This is a genomic window from Streptosporangium sp. NPDC050855, from assembly GCF_044456585.1.
Lineage (GTDB): Bacteria > Actinomycetota > Actinomycetes > Streptosporangiales > Streptosporangiaceae > Streptosporangium > Streptosporangium longisporum.
Window position 1 is genome coordinate 39,273 of the sequence record NZ_JBITFY010000029.1, and the last position, 16,753, is coordinate 56,025.

A 16,753-nucleotide genomic window follows, 5' to 3' on the forward strand; every position below is an offset into this window, starting at 1 on the left:
GCACCGCGCCGGGCCGCGCCGACGACCTCGGCCTCGTCGGGAATACCATACGGGGGTATCCTGTTATGGAAGGCGACGACGAAGGGCGGGGACATGCACGGCTACACCCACAACAAGCAGGACCACCTGCGGCGGCTGCGCCGCGTCGAGGGTCAGGTCCGCGGCCTGCAGCGGATGGTCGAGGAGGACAAGTACTGCATCGACGTCCTCACCCAGGTCTCGGCGGCGAACCGGGCCCTGCAGTCCTTCGCCCTGTCCCTGCTGGAGGAGCACCTGGCGCACTGCGTGGCCGAGGCCACCGCCAAGGGCGGCGCCGAGGCCGAGGCGAAGGTCAAGGAGGCCACCGACGCCATCGCCCGCCTCGTCCGTTCCTGATCGACGAGACCGACGAACAAAGGAGTGATCGTCATGACCACCAGCACGTACACCGTCAAGGGTATGACCTGCGGCCACTGCGTCTCCTCCGTCAAGGAGGAGATCGGCGGGCTGCCCGGCGTCACCGGCGTCGACGTGGACCTGGCCGGCGGCCTGGTGACCGTACGGAGCGAGGACCCGATCGACGCGGCGCGCATCACGGCCGCGGTCGAGGAGGCGGGATACGAAGTGGTGACCTCATGAACACACCGGCCAGACTGGGCGTCTACGCCCTCGGACTCGCCGTGATCTTCGGTGGGGCGCTGGGGGCCGGCAGCGCGGTGGGCTCGACCGGTCCCGCCCCCGTGGCGGACGCCCGCCCGGCCGCCTCCGCGGACCCGGGGGACGGTCACGGGACCCACGCGGAACCGGCCCCCGGTGCGACGGCGGGTGCGACGGCGAGCGGCGAGCCCGTCCCCGGAGGCCTCCAGGTCTCCCAGGACGGTTACACCCTGCTCCCGGAGACCACCGTGGTCGAGCCGGGCGAGGCGAGGGACTTCCGGTTCCGCGTGATCGGCCCCGACGGGAGGCCGGTCACCGGCTACCGTACGGAGCATGGCAAGAAGCTGCACTTCATCGTGGTCTCTCGCGACCTGGACGACTTCCGGCACCTGCACCCCGAGCTGAGCGGTGACGGTGTGTGGTCGGTGAGGCTGGATCTTCCCGGGGCCGGCGCCTACCGGGCGTTCGCCGACTTCGTCCCCGAGGGGGGCGGGGCGATGACCCTGGGCACCGACCTGCAGGCCCCCGGCGACCACGCCCCCGGGGCGCCGCCCGCGGTGAGCCGTACGTCCACGGTCGACGGCTACACCGTCACCCTGGAGGGGGACCTGACCCCCGGCGCCTCCAGCAGGCTCACCCTCAAGGTCACCAGGGACGGCCGTCCCGTCACCGACCTGCAGCCCTACCTGGGCGCCTACGGGCACCTGGTCGCCCTGCGCGCCGGGGACCTGGCCTACCTGCACGTCCACCCCGACGGGGAACCGGGCGACGGCAGGACCGCCCCCGGCCCGGAGATCACCTTCCACGCCGAGGTGCCCAGCCGCGGCGACTACCGTCTGTTCCTGGACTTCCAGCACGAGGGAACCGTGCGCACCGCCGACTTCACCCTCCGCGCCGGCGAGCTCCCGGCCCCGGCACCGACGCCCACCTCGGAGCAGAAGCAGAAGCAGAAGCCGGAGCCGACGCCGTCCGCCTCGGACTCGCACGGCGACCACGACCACTGACCCTCGGCATGACGAGCGAAAGGAGCAGGTGATGTCCTCCCTCACCGACGACGGACCACAGGGCACGGTCGAACTCTCGATCGGCGGCATGACCTGCGCGTCCTGCGCCAACCGGATCGAGCGCAGGCTCAACAAGCTCGACGGCGTCACCGCGACCGTCAACTACGCCACCGAGAAGGCCAAGGTCACCTTCCCCGAGGACGTCGCCCCCGCGGACCTCGTCGCCGAGGTGGAGAAGGCCGGCTACACCGCCGTACTCCCCGCCGAGCCGAAGGACGACGCCGCGCGGGACGAGGCGGCGGGCGGGCCGGACGACGCCCTCGGGGCGCTGCGCCGGCGGCTGATCACCTCCGTGGTGCTCGCGGTGCCGGTGATCGCGATGGCGATGATCCCGGCGCTGCAGTTCACCAACTGGCAGTGGCTCTCGCTGACCCTGGCCGCACCCGTGGTGGTCTACGGGGGCGCGCCCTTCCACCGGGCCGCCTGGACGAACCTGCGTCACGGCGCCGCGACCATGGACACCCTGGTCTCGCTCGGCACGATCGCCGCGCTCGGCTGGTCGCTGTGGGCGCTGTTCCTCGGCACCGCGGGCACCCCCGGCATGACCCACCCGTTCGCGTTCACCATCGAGCGCTCCGACGGCTCGGGCAACATCTACCTGGAGGCCGCCGCCGGGGTGACCGCGTTCATCCTGGCCGGACGCTACTTCGAGGCCCGCTCCAAGCGCCGTGCCGGCGCCGCCCTGCGGGCGCTGATGGAGCTGGGGGCCAAGGACGTCGCCGTCCTGCGCGACGGCGTCGAGACCCGCGTCCCCTCCGGGGAGCTCACGATCGGTGACCGGTTCGTGGTCCGGCCCGGTGAGAAGATCGCCACCGACGGCGTGGTCGAGGAGGGCACCTCCGCCGTCGACGCCTCGATGCTCACCGGCGAGTCGGTCCCGGTGGAGGTGGGCGTCGGGGACGCGGTGACCGGCGCGACCGTCAACGCCGGGGGCCGCCTGCTCGTCCGCGCCACCCGCGTCGGGTCCGACACCCGGCTCGCCCGGATGGCCAGGCTGGTCGAGGACGCCCAGAACGGCAAGGCCCAGGTCCAGCGGCTCGCCGACCGCATCTCCGGGGTCTTCGTGCCGGTCGTGATCGCGCTGGCCGTCGGCACGCTCGGTTACTGGCTGGGCACCGGCGGCGGGGCCGGGGCGGCCTTCACCGCCGCGGTGGCCGTGCTGATCATCGCCTGCCCGTGCGCCCTGGGCCTGGCCACGCCGACCGCCCTGATGGTCGGCACCGGGCGCGGCGCCCAGCTCGGCATCCTGATCAAGGGCCCGGAGGTGCTGGAGTCCACCCGCAGGGTCGACACCGTCGTGCTCGACAAGACCGGCACCGTCACCGAGGGCACGATGACGCTGGTCGGCGTGCACCTCGCCGACGGCGAGGACGAGACCGAGGTGCTGCGCCTGGCCGGTGCCCTGGAGCACGCCTCCGAGCACCCCATCGCCCGGGCCGTCGCCCGGGGGGCGGCCGAGCGCGTGGGCGAACTGCCCGCCGTCGAGGACTTCGCCAACCTCGAGGGGCTCGGCGTCCAAGGCGTCGTCGACGGGCACGCCGTGCTGGTGGGCCGTCCGGCGCTGCTCGCCGAGTGGTCCCAGCACCTGCCCGCCGACCTGGAGGTGGCCCTCGCCGCCGCACAGGCGGCCGGTCGCACGGCCGTCGCGGTCGGCTGGGACGGGCGGGCCCGCGCGGTCCTGACCGTGGCCGACGTCGTCAAGCCCACCTCGGCCGAGGCGGTCCGCAGACTGCGCGCCCTGGGTCTGCGGCCGGTGCTGCTGACCGGCGACAACGAGAGCGTCGCACGCTCGGTCGCGGCCGAGGTCGGCATCGAGGAGGTCATCGCGGGCGTGCTGCCCGCCGACAAGGTCGACGTGGTCAAGCGCCTGCAGTCCGAGGGCCGTACCGTGGCGATGGTCGGCGACGGCGTCAACGACGCCGCGGCCCTGGCCCAGGCCGATCTGGGGCTGGCCATGGGCACCGGCACCGACGCGGCCATCGAGGCCTCCGACCTGACCCTGGTCCGCGGGGACCTGCGGGTGGCCGCCGACGCCATCCGGTTGGCCCGCCGCACGCTGGCCACCATCAGGGGCAACCTGTTCTGGGCCTTCGCCTACAACGTGGCCGCCCTCCCGCTGGCCGCGCTCGGCCTGCTCAACCCGATGATCGCCGGGGCCGCCATGGCGTTCTCCTCGGTCTTCGTGGTCGGTAACAGCCTGCGCCTGCGCGGGTTCAGGTAGGACCGGGCCCCACCGCGAGGGCACCCGGGGCCCCGCGCGGGCACCGTGACGGCCTCCGGCACCACGCCGGAGGCCGTCGGTTTCCCCGTCTTTCCCCGGGGCCGCGTCATGAGAGCGGAAGGGCCCCGGAAAGAATGGCGAAGCCCTGTTACCGGCGAACCGGAAAAGCGTTCTCGCACGACGAAAACCCCACGTCCCGCCTCTATGTATTTTTACGCACAACGAAATCCGGGGTGATATTGAAAGAGCGGGTACGGCGGAACACACTCGGCGGTATCAGTCCCGTCCCGAGCCTTTGGAGCCGCAGTGGACCGAGCCGTGACCGGAATTCGCGGTCGTAGAGGAACGACGCCCCGGCGTCTCGTCGCCGTCGTCGTCGCGGCGCTCGCCGTGGCGTTCCTGGGCGCCCCGCCCGCCGGTGCCCTCGCGCCGCCGACCCCGAAGGACCTGACGGCCTTCCTCGACCTCGAATGCTTCAGGACCAGCCCGTACCAGCCGCCCGCCACCGTGCTCACGGTGCGGCACATCAACCCCGCGCTCACGAACCTGCCGATCGAGACCGTCACCCTCGGCCCGCGTGAGCAGCTGTGCGTCCCGGTGGCCAAGAACAACCAGCTGCCACCGTCGCCCGCGCTCGACGTCATCAAGTACATCGACCTGGCCTGCTACAGGATCTCCGGCACCACGGTGAACACGGGCCTGGTGCTCAGCCACCTGAACCCGCTGTTCCAGAACCTGCCGCGCACGCAGATCTCCATGAACACCCCGCAGCAGCTGTGCGTCCCGGTCATCAAGAACAACGTGGTCCCGCCCGCCGAGGTGCTGTCGATCGTCCGTCACATCGACCTCAAGTGCTACGCCATCACCCCCAACGCCCTGCTGAACCAGCAGGTGGGCCTGCGCCAGCTCAACCCCGTCCTGGTCGGGAAGATCCCCACGCACGGCGTGCAGGTCCGTCACGCCCGCCAGCTGTGCGTCCCGGTGCAGAAGGCCGGTGACGCCATCCCGCCCGAGGTGTTCGCCCTGGTCCGGTGGATCGACCTGGAGAAGTTCGACATCGTCGCCCCGACGACGCTGCCCACGGTCACGCTGAGCCTGCGGCACGTCAACCCCGTCCTGGCCGGCCTCCCGGCCGAGCAGGCCGTCCTGTCCGGCGCGAGCCAGCTGGCGCTGCCGGTCGCCAAGAACGGAAACCTCCCCCCGGGCTGACCCCCGGCCCCCGAGGCCCCCTTCCGGCCGCGCCGGGAGGGGGCTTCTTCGATCCGCGAGGGACCGACTTCGGTCGGCTTCGGCCCCTACCGAAGCACGATGGAAGCGGAACGGGCGAGTGGTTGGCTTTCGGCCATGACGGCATCCCTTCATCCGGGCCCGCGGGGCACCCGTGGCTGATGCGGCGACGGCGGACCCGTCCCGGCCGACGCCCCTGGCGGCGCGCGCCCCGGGACCCGACCTGGCGCGCGGTCTCATGCTGCTGTTCATCGCCCTGGCCAACACGCACTACTTCCTGCGGGGCCCGTCGGTGCTCGGCGGCTACCCGCGGGGCGGTTCGGGCGTCGACGCGGCCGTCGTCTGGTTCATCTCGACGTTCGTCGACGGACGGGCGTTCCCGATGTTCGGGGCCCTGTTCGGGTACGGCATCGCCCGGATCGCCGACCGCCAGCGGGAACGCGGCCCGCGGGCGGTGCGCCGGCTGCTGTGGCGGCGCGGCCTCGTGCTGGTGGTCGTGGGGTTCGCGCACGCGGTGCTGCTCTACGCCGGCGACATCCTGGCGGCGTACGGCGTACGGCGTGCTGCTGCTGGCCGGGGCGTGGGCGGTGCGCTGGAGGGACCGGTGGCTGCTCGCCGTGGCCCTGCTGTTCTTCGTGCTCACGGCGCTGCCGGGCGGGACCTCGTCGACCGTGGGCACCGACCCGCCGGACGTCGCGATGCTCCCGCCGGACGTGCTCACGATGATCGTCGCCCGGGCCCAGACGTCCCTCTACGTCGCCCTCCTCGGCCCTCTCGGGTTCGTGTGCCCGTTCCTGGTCGGAGTGTGGGCGGGACGCCGGCGGGTCCTGGAGCGGCCGGAGCTCCACCTGACGGCGCTGCGCGTCGCGGCGTCGGCCGGGATCGGGGCCGCGGTGCTCGGCGCCCAGCCGATCGCGCTGGTGCTCTCCGGCGTGCTGGCGTCCCCGGCCCGGCCGCTCCTGGAGTCGCTGGGCTCCCTGCACGACGCGACGGGGACCCTGGGCGGTCTCGGTTACGCCGCCGCGCTGGCGCTCGTCGCCGTCCGGCTCCGGGCGCGCGTCCCCGGGCCGGTGCTCCTGGCGATCACCGCCGCCGGTCAGCGGTCGATGACCTGCTACCTGGCCCAGTCGATCGTCTGGGCCCTCGTCTTCACCCCGTTCCTGCTCGATCTCTCCGGCACCCTGACGGTCGCCGCCACCGCGCTCCTGGCCGCCACCACGTGGCTGATCACCGTGGTGCTCGCCGACCGGATGCGGCGGGCGGGGCACCTGGGACCGTTCGAGGTGCTGGTACGGCGCGTCACCTACCGGTGACCGTCGCCGGTGAAGGCGGTGAGGCACCTGCGGCGGTAGTCTCGACACCGGATCCCCAGCGGGTCCGCGAACCGCTGCGCGACCGGGATCACCGCGGTCGCACATCGCGCCATGTCGACGGGCGCGTTTGTGCGATCTCAACATCTCCGGCCGCGAAACACGCTTCGTCCCCGCCATTCCGGTCCGCGGGGGACAACCGGGAGAATGTATCCCCGTCAGGGCGGGGACGACCGCCGTGTTCATCGCCTTCGAATGAAAGGCCGTTTCAGTTGTTCAGTCGTGTCGCCATCGTCAACCGCGGCGAAGCCGCCATGCGGCTCATCCACGCCGTTCGGGACCTAGCCGCAGAGACAGGGACACGGATCGAGACCGTCGCCCTCTACACGGACTCCGACCGGACGGCCACGTTCGTCCGCGAGGCCGACATCGCCTACGACCTGGGGCTCGCGGCCGACCGTCCCTACCTCGACCACGCGGTCCTGAGAAGGGCCCTGGTCGAGACCGGCGCGGACGCCGCCTGGGTCGGCTGGGGCTTCGTGGCGGAGGATCCGGCGTTCGCCGAGCTGTGCGCCGAGATCGGCGTGACGTTCGTCGGCCCGGGCGCCGAGGCGATGCGCAGGCTGGGTGACAAGATCGGCTCGAAGCTGATCGCCGAGGAGGTCGGCGTGCCCGTCGCGCCGTGGAGCCGCGGCCCGGTGGAGACGCTGGAGGAGGCGAAGGCGGCGGCCGCGCGGATCGGCTACCCGCTGATGCTGAAGGCGACCGCGGGCGGCGGTGGCCGCGGCATCCGGATGATCTCCAACGCCGACGAGCTGACCCGGGCCTACGAGCTGACGCGCCAGGAGGCCGCGCGGGCGTTCGGCAGCGGCGTCGTGTTCCTGGAGCGCCTGGTGACCGGCGCCCGGCACGTCGAGGTGCAGGTCATCGCGGACGGGCAGGGCACCGCCTGGGCGCTGGGCGTGCGCGACTGCTCCGTGCAGCGGCGCAACCAGAAGATCATCGAGGAGTCCGCCTCCCCGGTCCTGGACGCCGGGCAGGTCGCCGAGCTGAAGGCGGCGGCCGAGCGGCTCGTGCTCGCGGTGGACTACCGGGGCGCGGGCACCGTCGAGTTCCTCTACCACCCCGGCGAGCGGCTGTTCGCGTTCCTGGAGGTCAACACGCGCCTGCAGGTCGAGCACCCGATCACCGAGATCACCACCGGCGTCGACCTGGTGAAGGCCCAGCTGCACGTCGCGGCGGGCGGCAGGCTCGAGGGGGACGTGCCCGCGGAGTGGGGTCACGCCGTCGAGGCCCGCCTCAACGCCGAGGACCCCGACCGCGACTTCGCCCCCTCCCCCGGCCGGATCGCGCGGCTGGCGCTGCCCAGCGGCCCGGGGGTCCGGGTGGACACCGGCTTCAGCGAGGGCGACACGATCCCCGCCGACTTCGACTCGATGATCGCGAAGATCATCGCGCACGGCCGGGACCGCGCCGAGGCGCTGGCCCGCCTGCGCCGCGCGATGACGCAGACGACCGTCATCATCGAGGGCGGCGTGACGAACAAGGGCTTCGTCCGCACGCTGCTCGACGAGCCCGCGGTGATCGACGGGTCCGCCGACACCGGCTGGATCGACCGCGTACGCGCCCAGGGCGCCCTGGTGTCGCACCGGCACTCGGCGATCGCGCTGATCGTCGCCGCCATCGAGGCCTACGAGGACGAGGAGGCCGTGACGCGGCAGCGCTTCCTGTCCACCGCCCACGGCGGCCGCCCGCAGTCCCAGCACGAGAGCGGCCGCGCGCTGGAGCTGAAGCTCCGCGACGTCGGCTACCGCGTCCGCATCGCCCGCACCGGCGGCCACCGGTTCCGCATCGGCATCTCGGCGGGCGGGCCCGAGCACGCGGCCGACGTCGACATCGAGCGCTTCGACGAGCACAGCGGCCAGATCATCGTGAACGGCGTCCGCTTCAAGGTCGTCGCGAGCACCCACGGCCCGACCCACCTGGTCGAGGTCGACGGCGTCGCGCACCGGATCAGCCGCGACGAGGGCGGCATCGTGCGCTCTCCCGTGCCCGCGCTCGTGGTGGCCACGCCGCTGCAGCCGGGCGACGAGGTCGAGGCCGGTGCCCCGCTGCTCGTGGTCGAGAGCATGAAGATGGAGACCGTGCTGCGCGCGCCGTTCCGCGGCCGCGTACGGGAGCTCGCGGTGTCGATCGGCAGCCAGGTGGAGGCGGGCGCGCGCCTGCTCAGCCTGGAGCCGCTGGGCGAGGGCGAGGAGACGGCCGCTCCCGCCGCGACGGCGGACGTCGAGCTGGACCTGCCCTCCGAGCCGGTGGACGTGCCCGCCGCCGAGCGGGCCGCGCGCGGCCTGCAGGACCTGCGCGGCCTGCTGCTGGGCTTCGACGTCGACTCGCAGGACGAGAAGCGCCTGCTGGCCGGCTACCTGGCCGCGCGCGCCGAGCTCGTCGAGAGCGGCGAGCTCGACCCGTCCGGCGAGATCGAGCTGCTGCGCCTGTTCGCCGACCTGAGCGAGCTGAGCCGCAACCGGCCCGTCGGCGAGGAGACCAAGTCCGCCTCGGCGGTGCACAGCCCCCGCGAGTACTTCCACACCTACCTGCGCTACCTCGACCCAGACCGGGCCGGGCTGTCGGAGGGCTTCCGGCAGCGGCTCACGCACGTGCTGTCCCGCTACGGCGTCGAGGGCCTGGACCGCACGCCCGAGCTGGAGGACGCGGTCTTCCGGATCTTCCTGGCCCAGCAGCGCGCGTCCACCGACGTCGCCGTGGTGACGACGCTACTGCGCCTGTGGATGAAGGACGCCCCGCCCGCCCAGGCCGACCGCGTCACCGTCGGCCTGGCGCTGGAGCACCTGGTGGCCGCCACCCAGGTGCGGTTCCCGGCCGTCGCGGACCTGGCGCGCGGCGTCGTGTTCACCTGGTTCGCCCAGCCGCTGCTGCGCCGTACCCGCGCCAAGGTCTACACGGCCGTGCGCAGGCACCTGCGCCACCTCGACCAGCACCCGGACGCGCCCGACCGCGCCGAGCGGATCTCCGCGATGGTCGCCAGCGCCCAGCCGCTCGTCCGGCTGATCGGCCAGCGGATCGGCCGCGAGGGCGCGGACCCCGTACCGCTGCTGGAGGTGCTGAGCCGCCGCTACTACGGCAACCGCGCGCTCGGCGACATCCGGGTGAGCACGGTGGCGGGCTGCACGTTCGTCGTCGCCGACCACCGCACCGCGAACGGCGACGGCCGCGTCGTGACCACCGCGATCGACTTCTCCGCGCTGGCCCAGGCGGTCAAGGCGGTCGGCGAGTTCGTCGGTGACGGCGAGCTGGTGGCCGACGTCTACCTGACCTGGCCGGACGGCCCGGCCGACCCCGACGAGATGGCCGCGCGGCTGCGCGAGGTCCTGGCCGCCCAGCAGCCGTCCAACCGGGTCGGCCGTATCACCACGACCGTCGCGGGCCACAGCGGTGCCGCGATGCACCACCACTTCACCTTCCGGCCGTCCGCGAGCGGCTTCGTGGAGGAGCGGCTGCTGCGCGGCCTGCACCCGCGCATCGCCGAGCGCATGCAGCTGGAGCGGCTGCGCGACTTCGACCTCACCCGGCTGCCCTCGCCCGACGAGGAGGTCTACCTCTTCCGGGCCGTGGCACGGCAGAACCCGTCCGACGAGCGCCTGGTCGCCCTGGGCCAGGTCCGCGACCTGACCCCGCTGCGCGACGACGAGGGCAGGCTCGTCGCGCTGCCCGCGGCCGAGGACACGGTGGCCACCTGCCTGGACGCGATCCGCCGGGCCAAGAAGCCCGGTGCCAAGGCGTCGGCCACGAACCGCATCGTCATCTACGTGTGGCCGCCCACCGACCTGTCGCCGACCGACCTGAACACCGTGGCCAAGCGCGTGCTGCCGACGACGGCGGGCGCGGGCCTGGAGGAGGTGCTGTTCCTCGGCAGGCGCCGCGACGGCGCCAACGGTGAGCTCGTCGACTTCGCCGTCCGGGTGGGCTACGACGTGAACTCCGGCATGCGGGTGTCCGTGGTGCCGCCGCCGACCGAGCCCATCGAGCCGCTGGACGACTACCGCCAGGAGGTGCTGCGCGCGCACGGCCGCGGCACGCACCACCCGTACGAGCTGACCGGTATGCTCGCCGGTCCCCTCGGCTCGTTCACCGAGTACGACCTGGACGAGAACTCCACACTGGTGCCGGTGAACCGTCCCAAGGGGCGCAACACCGCGGCGCTGGTGGCGGGTGTCGTCAGCACGCCCACGCCGCGCCACCCGGAGGGCATGACCCGCGTCGTGCTGCTGGGCGACCCCACCAAGGCGCTCGGCGCGCTGTCCGAGCCCGAATGCGCGCGGGTGATCGCCGCGCTCGACCTGGCCGAGCGGATGCGGGTGCCGCTGGAGTGGTTCGCGCTGTCGGCGGGCGCCCGGATCTCGATGTCGTCCGGCACCGAGAACATGGACTGGGTGGCGGCGGCGCTGAAGCGGATCGTGACCTTCACCCAGGACGGCGGTGAGATCAACGTCGTGGTCGCGGGCATCAACGTCGGCGCCCAGCCGTACTGGAACGCCGAGGCCACGATGCTCATGCACACCAAGGGCATCCTGGTGATGACGCCGGACTCGGCGATGGTGCTGACGGGCAAGCAGTCGCTCGACTTCTCCGGTGGCGTGTCGGCCGAGGACAACCACGGCATCGGCGGGTACGACCGGATCATGGGACCCAACGGCCAGGCGCAGTACTGGGCACCGGACATCCGCGCCGCGCGGGAGGTCCTGATGTCGCACTACGACCACAGCTACGTGGCCCCGGGAGAGAGCCGGCCGCGCAGGACGGTCACCAGCGACCCGGCCGACCGCGACGTGTCGACGTTCCCGCACACCGTGGCGGGCAGCGACTTCACGACGGTGGGCCAGATCTTCTCCGCCGAGTTCAACCCGGACCGCAAGAAGCCCTTCGACATCCGCACGGTCATGCGCGCGCTGTCCGACCAGGACCACCCGGTGCTGGAGCGGTGGGCGGGCATGGCCGACGCGGACACCGCCGTGGTCCAGGACGTGCACCTCGGCGGCCTGCCCGTGTGCCTGCTGGGCATCGAGTCGCGGTCCGTGCCGCGCCGCGGGTTCCCCCCCACCGACGGCCCCGACACCTACACCGCGGGCACCCTGTTCCCGCAGTCGTCCAAGAAGGCCGCCCGGGCCATCAACGCCGCGAGCGGGAACCGGCCGCTGGTCGTGCTGGCCAACCTGTCGGGGTTCGACGGCTCGCCCGAGTCGATGCGCAAGCTCCAGCTGGAGTACGGCGCGGAGATCGGCCGCGCGGTGGTGAACTTCCGGGGTCCCATCGTGTTCTGCGTGATCTCGCGGTACCACGGTGGCGCGTTCGTGGTGTTCTCCAAGGCGCTCAACCCGAACATGACCGTGCTGGCGGTCGAGGGCTCGTTCGCCTCGGTGCTCGGCGGCGCCCCGGCCGCCGCGGTGGTCTTCGCCCGCGACGTCGACAAGCGGACCGGGAACGACCCGCGCGTGCTCGCGCTCGCCGCCCGTGTCGCCGAGGCGCCGGCCGCCGCGCGCACCGCGCTGGCCGCCGAACTGGCCGAGCTGCGCTCGTCGGTACGGGCCGAGAAGCTCACCGAGGTGGCCACGGAGTTCGACCGCGTGCACAGCATCCAGCGGGCGGTCGACGTCGGCTCGGTGGACGCGATCATCAGCTGCGCCGAGCTGCGGCCGCGGATCATCGAGGCGGTCGAGAAGGGCCTCGCCCGCCGGGACTGACCCGGACACGCGCCGGCGCCGCGCTGTGGCCGCGAGGAGGCCGCGTCGATGCCGCGCGAGGGCCGGTCCGGGATGGACCGGCCCGGTGCGGGGTGAGGTGGGGCGTAACCGACCGGGCCGGGGTGAGACGGGGCGGGTCGGGGTGAGGTGGGGCGAGCCCGGGTGAGGTGTCCACTACCGGACACGCGGGGTTGCCGGGCGGTGACGTGGAAACACCGGTGGGCGTCCTTCGAACCATGACGGAACACCGGAACCGATGAGGAACACCATGGTCTCCCCCCGTACCGCCCTCGCCCGCGCCGCCGTCGTCCTCGGCGTCCTGGCCGCACCGCTCCTCGCTCCGGCCGCGGCGCACGCGGACGCCTCGTACACCTGCACCGCCGGGTACGCGTTCCCGTCGCCCATCCCGGTGCTCGGCCCCTACGAGGTCAGCGGCTCCGGCTGTACCGGCTCCGGCGCGGGCGATCCGGGGACCATCACCATCCCGTCGGGCACCTACGGCTGCGGCAGGGTGTGGGAGCTGCCCGGCGGGAACTTCCGGGGCATCCAGTGTGAGGGGTAGCGGGGGGGGGGGGGGGGGGGGGGGGGGGGGGGGGGGGGGGGGGGGGGGGGGGGGGGGGGGGGGGGGGGGGGGGCGCGGGGGCGGGGGGGGGGGGGGCCCGGGCGCGCGCCCCCCCCCCCCCCCCCCCCCGCCCCCCCCCCCCCCCCCCCCCCCCCCCCCGGGGTGACGATTCACCCCGGTGGAGCCGGGCGCGGAGGTCAGCCGGGCATCAGCACGGTGTCGATGATGTAGACGGTGGCGTTGCGGGTGGGCACGTTGCCGCAGACGACCTTGGCGTCGCCCGCGGTGAGGGCCTCGCCGGAGCCGCCGGTGGTGAGCGTGCCGCCCTGCAGGGTGGTCAGGGTGCCCTTCTCCAGGTCGGCGGGGGTCTTGCGGCCCGGCACCACGTGGTAGGTGAGGATGGAGGTCAACATCTTCTTGTCGGCCAGGACCTTGTCCAGCGTCTTCTTGGGAAGCTTCGCGAAGGCGTCGTTGGTGGGCGCGAACACGGTGATGTCGTCGGTGGAGTTGAGCGTGTCGACCAGGTCGGCCTTCGTGACGGCGGCCACCAGGGTGGACAGCGCGGGGTTGTTGGAGGCGGCGGTGGCCACGGCGTCGTCGGCCATACCGGTGACGCTGCCCTCACCGGAGGTGGGCAGGGTCGCGCAGGCGGCGCCGAACGGCGCGGCGGCCATGGTGGGCTGAGCCGACTCCATCGGCGTTTCGGTGGCCGGGGCGGCGCCGGTCGCCGCCGCGGTGGGGTCACCGGCGGCGGTGGTGTCGCCGCCGCAGGCGGCACTCAGGGACAGGGCGACGGCGAGAACGGACGCTGCGGCGAATCGGGTCTTCATGGGGATTCCTTCGCGATGGTCGTGCGTCGGGTGAACGGAGGTGTGGGTGGTGGTCACCCGGAGCGGCGTTCCGGTCCGGGTGGCACCGATGTCAGGTGTCCGGGCCCGGCGCGGCCGCTTCGGCCGGTGGGCCGCAAGGTGCCGCTGCGTCGTGACGAGGTCGCCCGGTGGTGATGTTCACACCGGGGCTTCGGAGCCGACGGCGAGGTGGATGGGTCGCGACGGAGAAAACTTCCCGGCCGGTCGCGAGCGGGGCCCGAACCGGGGTCAGACCGGGATCGAGCCGAGGCCCGGACCAGGATCGGGCAGGATCGGACCGCGGTCAGGCCGGGGCCCGGACCGCGGACAGGTCTGGACCGGACCGGGGCCGGACCAGGATCAGGCCGCGGTCAGGCCGGGGGGAGGTTCAGCACGAGCAGCGGCGTGGAGGTGGGCTGGGCGGAACCGCCCGCGGGCTCGATCGTGACGCCCACCTGAGCGGTCTGCGCGATGTCGTCGACGACCACCGCGGACGCGCCCTCGCCAGGGCGCATGGTCCCGGCGGAGGTGGTCCTCGCGGGCCCCATCCTCCACATCTGGTACGTCCTGTCCTCGGGCAGGCCGGCCAGCCCGGACGGGACGACCACCAGCCGGTCCTGTGACCGGGAGACGACCACCAGGGTGCCGGCGCCCTGCGGACCGCCGGAGACCCGGATCGAGTGGGCGTCCGGCGCTGCCAGCACGGTGGCGATCTGCCGGTTGACGGCCTCCTGCCGCTCCAGCAGGTCCCGGGTACGGACGTTCACGACGCCCAGGGCCACTGCGGCGACCAGGCACGCGGCCGCCAGCCCGGCGACCGCCCGCGGCCACCACGTCGCCGGACGTGTCCCCGGACGTGTCTCCGGGCGCGTCCCCGGCGGCCCTTCCGCGGCACGGCGGCGCCTCTCACCGGCCTTCCTGCCGACGATGCCGGTGATGCCGGTGTCCGCGGGGACGAGCGGGGGCACCTGGCGGACCTGGCCGATCTCGGCCATCACCCGCGCGCGCAGGCCCTCGGGCGGCTCGGCCGCCAGCACCCGCCCCATCCGGGCCGCCGTCTCGGCCAGGCCGCGTACCTCCTCGGCGCATTCGGCGCATCGGCTCAGGTGCTCCTCGAACCGCAGCCGGTCACCCTCGTCGACGGCGTTCAGCGCGTACGCCCCGGCCAGGGTGTGCGGGTCGTGCTCGCCGGGCGCGTCGTTCATCGCTCCACCCCCAGGCAGTCGCGCATCCGGATCAACCCGTCGCGCATGCGTGTCTTGACCGTCGCCAGCGGGACCTTCAGGAACTCGGCGACCTCACGATAGGAGTAACCGCCGTAATAGGCGAATGTCACCGATTCGCGTTGCAGCTCGGTCAGCCCGTCCAGGCACCGGCGCAGCCGTTCCTGCTCCAGGCTCCGTTCCACCGACTCGGCCACCTCGTCGTAGGGCCGGTCCACCTGAAGGCGGGCCGCGCGTTCCTCGCGGTCGGTGCCGGCCTGGGCCGAGCGCACCCGGTCGATCGCGCGCCGATGGGCGATCGTCATCACCCAGGCCATCGCGGTACCCCGGGCCGGGTCGAAGCGCGCCGCGCCGCGCCACACCTCCACCAGCACCTCCTGGGCGACCTCCTCGGCCTGGGCCCGGTCGCGCAGCACCCGCAGGATCAGCCCGTACACCGGGGCCGCCGCAAAGTGGTAGACCCGCTCGAACGCCGCCTGGTCCCCGCGCGCGACCCGTCCGAGCAGCTCCTTCAGCCCTCCCTGATCGTCGTGATCACCACGATGGTCCCGGCCCGGCCCGGGCACGCGTTCAGATCCCATGGTCTCTTCCTGCTCGCCCCGGACACGCACACCCTGGTCTTCGCAGCGGGACGCCCGGCGGATGGGTCGGCGGCGGCGCTTTTCTTCCGATCGGCGACCGATCGGTGACCGGCGGACGTCCGGTGGGCGTTCGATCCGCGTCCGGTGAGCGTCCGGTGAGCGTCCGGCCGGTGCCCGGCGGGCGTCGGCGAGAGTCCGATCGGTGACCGGTGGGGCCGAGGGTGGACGGGGCCGGCCGGGGCTGGGCGAGGCTGGACGGGAGCGGGACCGCTACCGCCGGTCTCCGGACCCGGTCCCCTCGAAGACCTTCGCCAGGGTGTCGAGGATCGTCTCGATCACCGCCTGCCGGTGGTCGGCCACGAAAAAGTGGCCCCCGGAGAAGACGCGGAGGTCGAAGTCACCGGTGGTGACCTCGCTCCAGGCCCGCGCGTCGTCGACGCTCGTCAGCGGGTCGGCGTCGCCGGTGAGCGCGACGATCGGGCAGCTCAGCGGTGTCAGGTCCGCGGGCCGGTAGGTCTCGATGGCCCGGTAGTCGCTGCGGATCACCGGGAGCACCAGTTCCCGGATCTCCTCGTCCTCCAAGAAGGCCGCCTCCGCGCCGTTCACCTCCTGCAGGTGGGCGATCAGGCCGTTCTCGCCGAGCAGGTGCACGGTCTCCAGGCGGTCCCTGGAGGGGGCGCGCCGCCCGGACGCGAACAGCAGCCCGGGTCCCCGGTCACCGAGGCGCCTGGCCACCTCGAAGGCGATGATGGCCCCCATGCTGTGTCCGAAGAAGGCGCGTGGCCGCTCCTCCTCCCGCAGCAGCACCTCGGCGATGCGGTCGGCGAGCGGGTGGATGCCGCGGAACAGCGGCTCGCCGCGCCGGTCCTGCCTGCCCGGGTACTGCACGGCGAGCACCTCCGCGGACGGGGCCAGGGTCGCCGAGAGCGGGTGGTAGTAGCTGGCCGACCCTCCGGCGTGCGGGAAGCAGACCACCTGCACGGCACCGCGCGGTGAGGGGTGATAACGCCGGAGCCACAGGTCGGTCGCCGTCACGGATGTCTCTCCTTAGCCGGGGGTCACGCCTTCGCGGGGATCACGACGTCGCAGGCGTCACGAGGCCGCAGGGGGCACGGCCTCGCCGGGGAATCATAACTTCGCGGGAGGTCGTGACGTTCCCGGGACCGCCTTCGGCCGGGGCCGGGACCGGGACCGGGACCGAGGTCGAGCCGGGGCCGGGGTTCGAGGCCGGGGCCGGGGTTCGAGGCCGGGGCCGGGGTTCGAGGCCGGGGCCGGGGTTCGAGGCCGGGGCCGGGGTTCGAGGCCGGGGCCGGGGTTCGAGG

Annotated in this window: 12 protein-coding genes; 8 read left to right on the top strand and 4 right to left on the bottom strand. The window is 73.4% G+C overall.

What is annotated here, in order from left to right; translation table 11 throughout:
• Positions 1-93 precede the first annotated feature (93 nt).
• The 8 genes from ACIBCT_RS37135 (at position 94) to ACIBCT_RS37170 (ending at position 12,779) form a co-directional block, all read left to right on the top strand.
• Entirely contained in the window at positions 94-375 is a 282-nt protein-coding gene (locus ACIBCT_RS37135; RefSeq protein ID WP_399196692.1) for a metal-sensitive transcriptional regulator, read from the top strand.
• A gap of 33 nt (positions 376-408) precedes the next feature.
• The gene (locus ACIBCT_RS37140) at positions 409-618 is read left to right on the top strand and encodes a heavy-metal-associated domain-containing protein (RefSeq protein WP_399196693.1); all 210 of its coding nucleotides are present in this window, start codon (positions 409-411) and stop codon (positions 616-618) included.
• Positions 615-1,640, top strand: coding sequence for a hypothetical protein (locus ACIBCT_RS37145; protein WP_399196694.1), 1,026 nt, complete (start codon positions 615-617; stop codon positions 1,638-1,640). The genes ACIBCT_RS37140 and ACIBCT_RS37145 overlap by 4 nt, the downstream gene beginning before the upstream one ends.
• 31 nt (positions 1,641-1,671) lie before the next feature.
• The gene (locus ACIBCT_RS37150) at positions 1,672-3,921 is read left to right on the top strand and encodes a heavy metal translocating P-type ATPase (RefSeq protein WP_399196695.1); all 2,250 of its coding nucleotides are present in this window, start codon (positions 1,672-1,674) and stop codon (positions 3,919-3,921) included.
• A gap of 318 nt (positions 3,922-4,239) precedes the next feature.
• The gene (locus ACIBCT_RS37155) at positions 4,240-5,130 is read left to right on the top strand and encodes a hypothetical protein (protein ID WP_399196696.1); all 891 of its coding nucleotides are present in this window, start codon (positions 4,240-4,242) and stop codon (positions 5,128-5,130) included.
• Between the two features lie 578 nt (positions 5,131-5,708).
• Positions 5,709-6,461 carry a DUF418 domain-containing protein gene (locus ACIBCT_RS37160; protein WP_399196697.1) on the top strand — a complete coding sequence of 251 codons (753 nt, stop codon included), beginning with the start codon at positions 5,709-5,711 and terminating at the stop codon, positions 6,459-6,461.
• Between the two features lie 269 nt (positions 6,462-6,730).
• Positions 6,731-12,217: a carboxyl transferase domain-containing protein gene (locus tag ACIBCT_RS37165; protein WP_399196698.1), complete on the top strand. Its 5,487-nt coding sequence runs from the start codon at positions 6,731-6,733 to the stop codon at positions 12,215-12,217.
• Between the two features lie 256 nt (positions 12,218-12,473).
• Positions 12,474-12,779 carry a hypothetical protein gene (locus tag ACIBCT_RS37170; protein WP_399196699.1) on the top strand — a complete coding sequence of 102 codons (306 nt, stop codon included), beginning with the start codon at positions 12,474-12,476 and terminating at the stop codon, positions 12,777-12,779.
• Positions 12,780-12,976: 197 nt separating this feature from the next.
• Here ACIBCT_RS37170 and ACIBCT_RS37175 read toward each other — a convergent pair whose 3' ends face one another.
• The 4 genes from ACIBCT_RS37175 to ACIBCT_RS37190 all read right to left on the bottom strand — a co-directional run bounded on the left by ACIBCT_RS37175 (position 12,977) and on the right by ACIBCT_RS37190 (position 16,466).
• Entirely contained in the window at positions 12,977-13,609 is a 633-nt protein-coding gene (locus ACIBCT_RS37175; RefSeq protein ID WP_399196701.1) for a fasciclin domain-containing protein, read from the bottom strand.
• Positions 13,610-13,998: 389 nt separating this feature from the next.
• A complete protein-coding gene (locus ACIBCT_RS37180; protein ID WP_399196702.1) occupies positions 13,999-14,832 on the bottom strand; it encodes an anti-sigma factor domain-containing protein in 834 nt (277 codons plus the stop codon).
• Positions 14,829-15,431, bottom strand: coding sequence for an ECF RNA polymerase sigma factor SigK (gene sigK / locus ACIBCT_RS37185; protein WP_399196703.1), 603 nt, complete (start codon positions 15,429-15,431; stop codon positions 14,829-14,831). The genes ACIBCT_RS37180 and sigK overlap by 4 nt, the downstream gene beginning before the upstream one ends.
• A 270-nt stretch (positions 15,432-15,701) precedes the next feature.
• Entirely contained in the window at positions 15,702-16,466 is a 765-nt protein-coding gene (locus ACIBCT_RS37190) for a thioesterase II family protein (protein WP_399196705.1), read from the bottom strand.
• Positions 16,467-16,753: the final 287 nt, after the last annotated feature.

Coding starts and splice junctions, on each gene's coding strand:
- ACIBCT_RS37135 (WP_399196692.1), top strand. CDS start 94: ATGCACGGCTACACCCACAACAAGCAGGACCACCTGCGGCGGCTGCGC.
- ACIBCT_RS37140 (WP_399196693.1), top strand. CDS start 409: ATGACCACCAGCACGTACACCGTCAAGGGTATGACCTGCGGCCACTGC.
- ACIBCT_RS37145 (WP_399196694.1), top strand. CDS start 615: ATGAACACACCGGCCAGACTGGGCGTCTACGCCCTCGGACTCGCCGTG.
- ACIBCT_RS37150 (WP_399196695.1), top strand. CDS start 1,672: ATGTCCTCCCTCACCGACGACGGACCACAGGGCACGGTCGAACTCTCG.
- ACIBCT_RS37170 (WP_399196699.1), top strand. CDS start 12,474: ATGAGGAACACCATGGTCTCCCCCCGTACCGCCCTCGCCCGCGCCGCC.
- ACIBCT_RS37175 (WP_399196701.1), bottom strand. CDS start 13,609: ATGAAGACCCGATTCGCCGCAGCGTCCGTTCTCGCCGTCGCCCTGTCC.
- ACIBCT_RS37180 (WP_399196702.1), bottom strand. CDS start 14,832: ATGAACGACGCGCCCGGCGAGCACGACCCGCACACCCTGGCCGGGGCG.
- sigK (WP_399196703.1), bottom strand. CDS start 15,431: ATGGGATCTGAACGCGTGCCCGGGCCGGGCCGGGACCATCGTGGTGAT.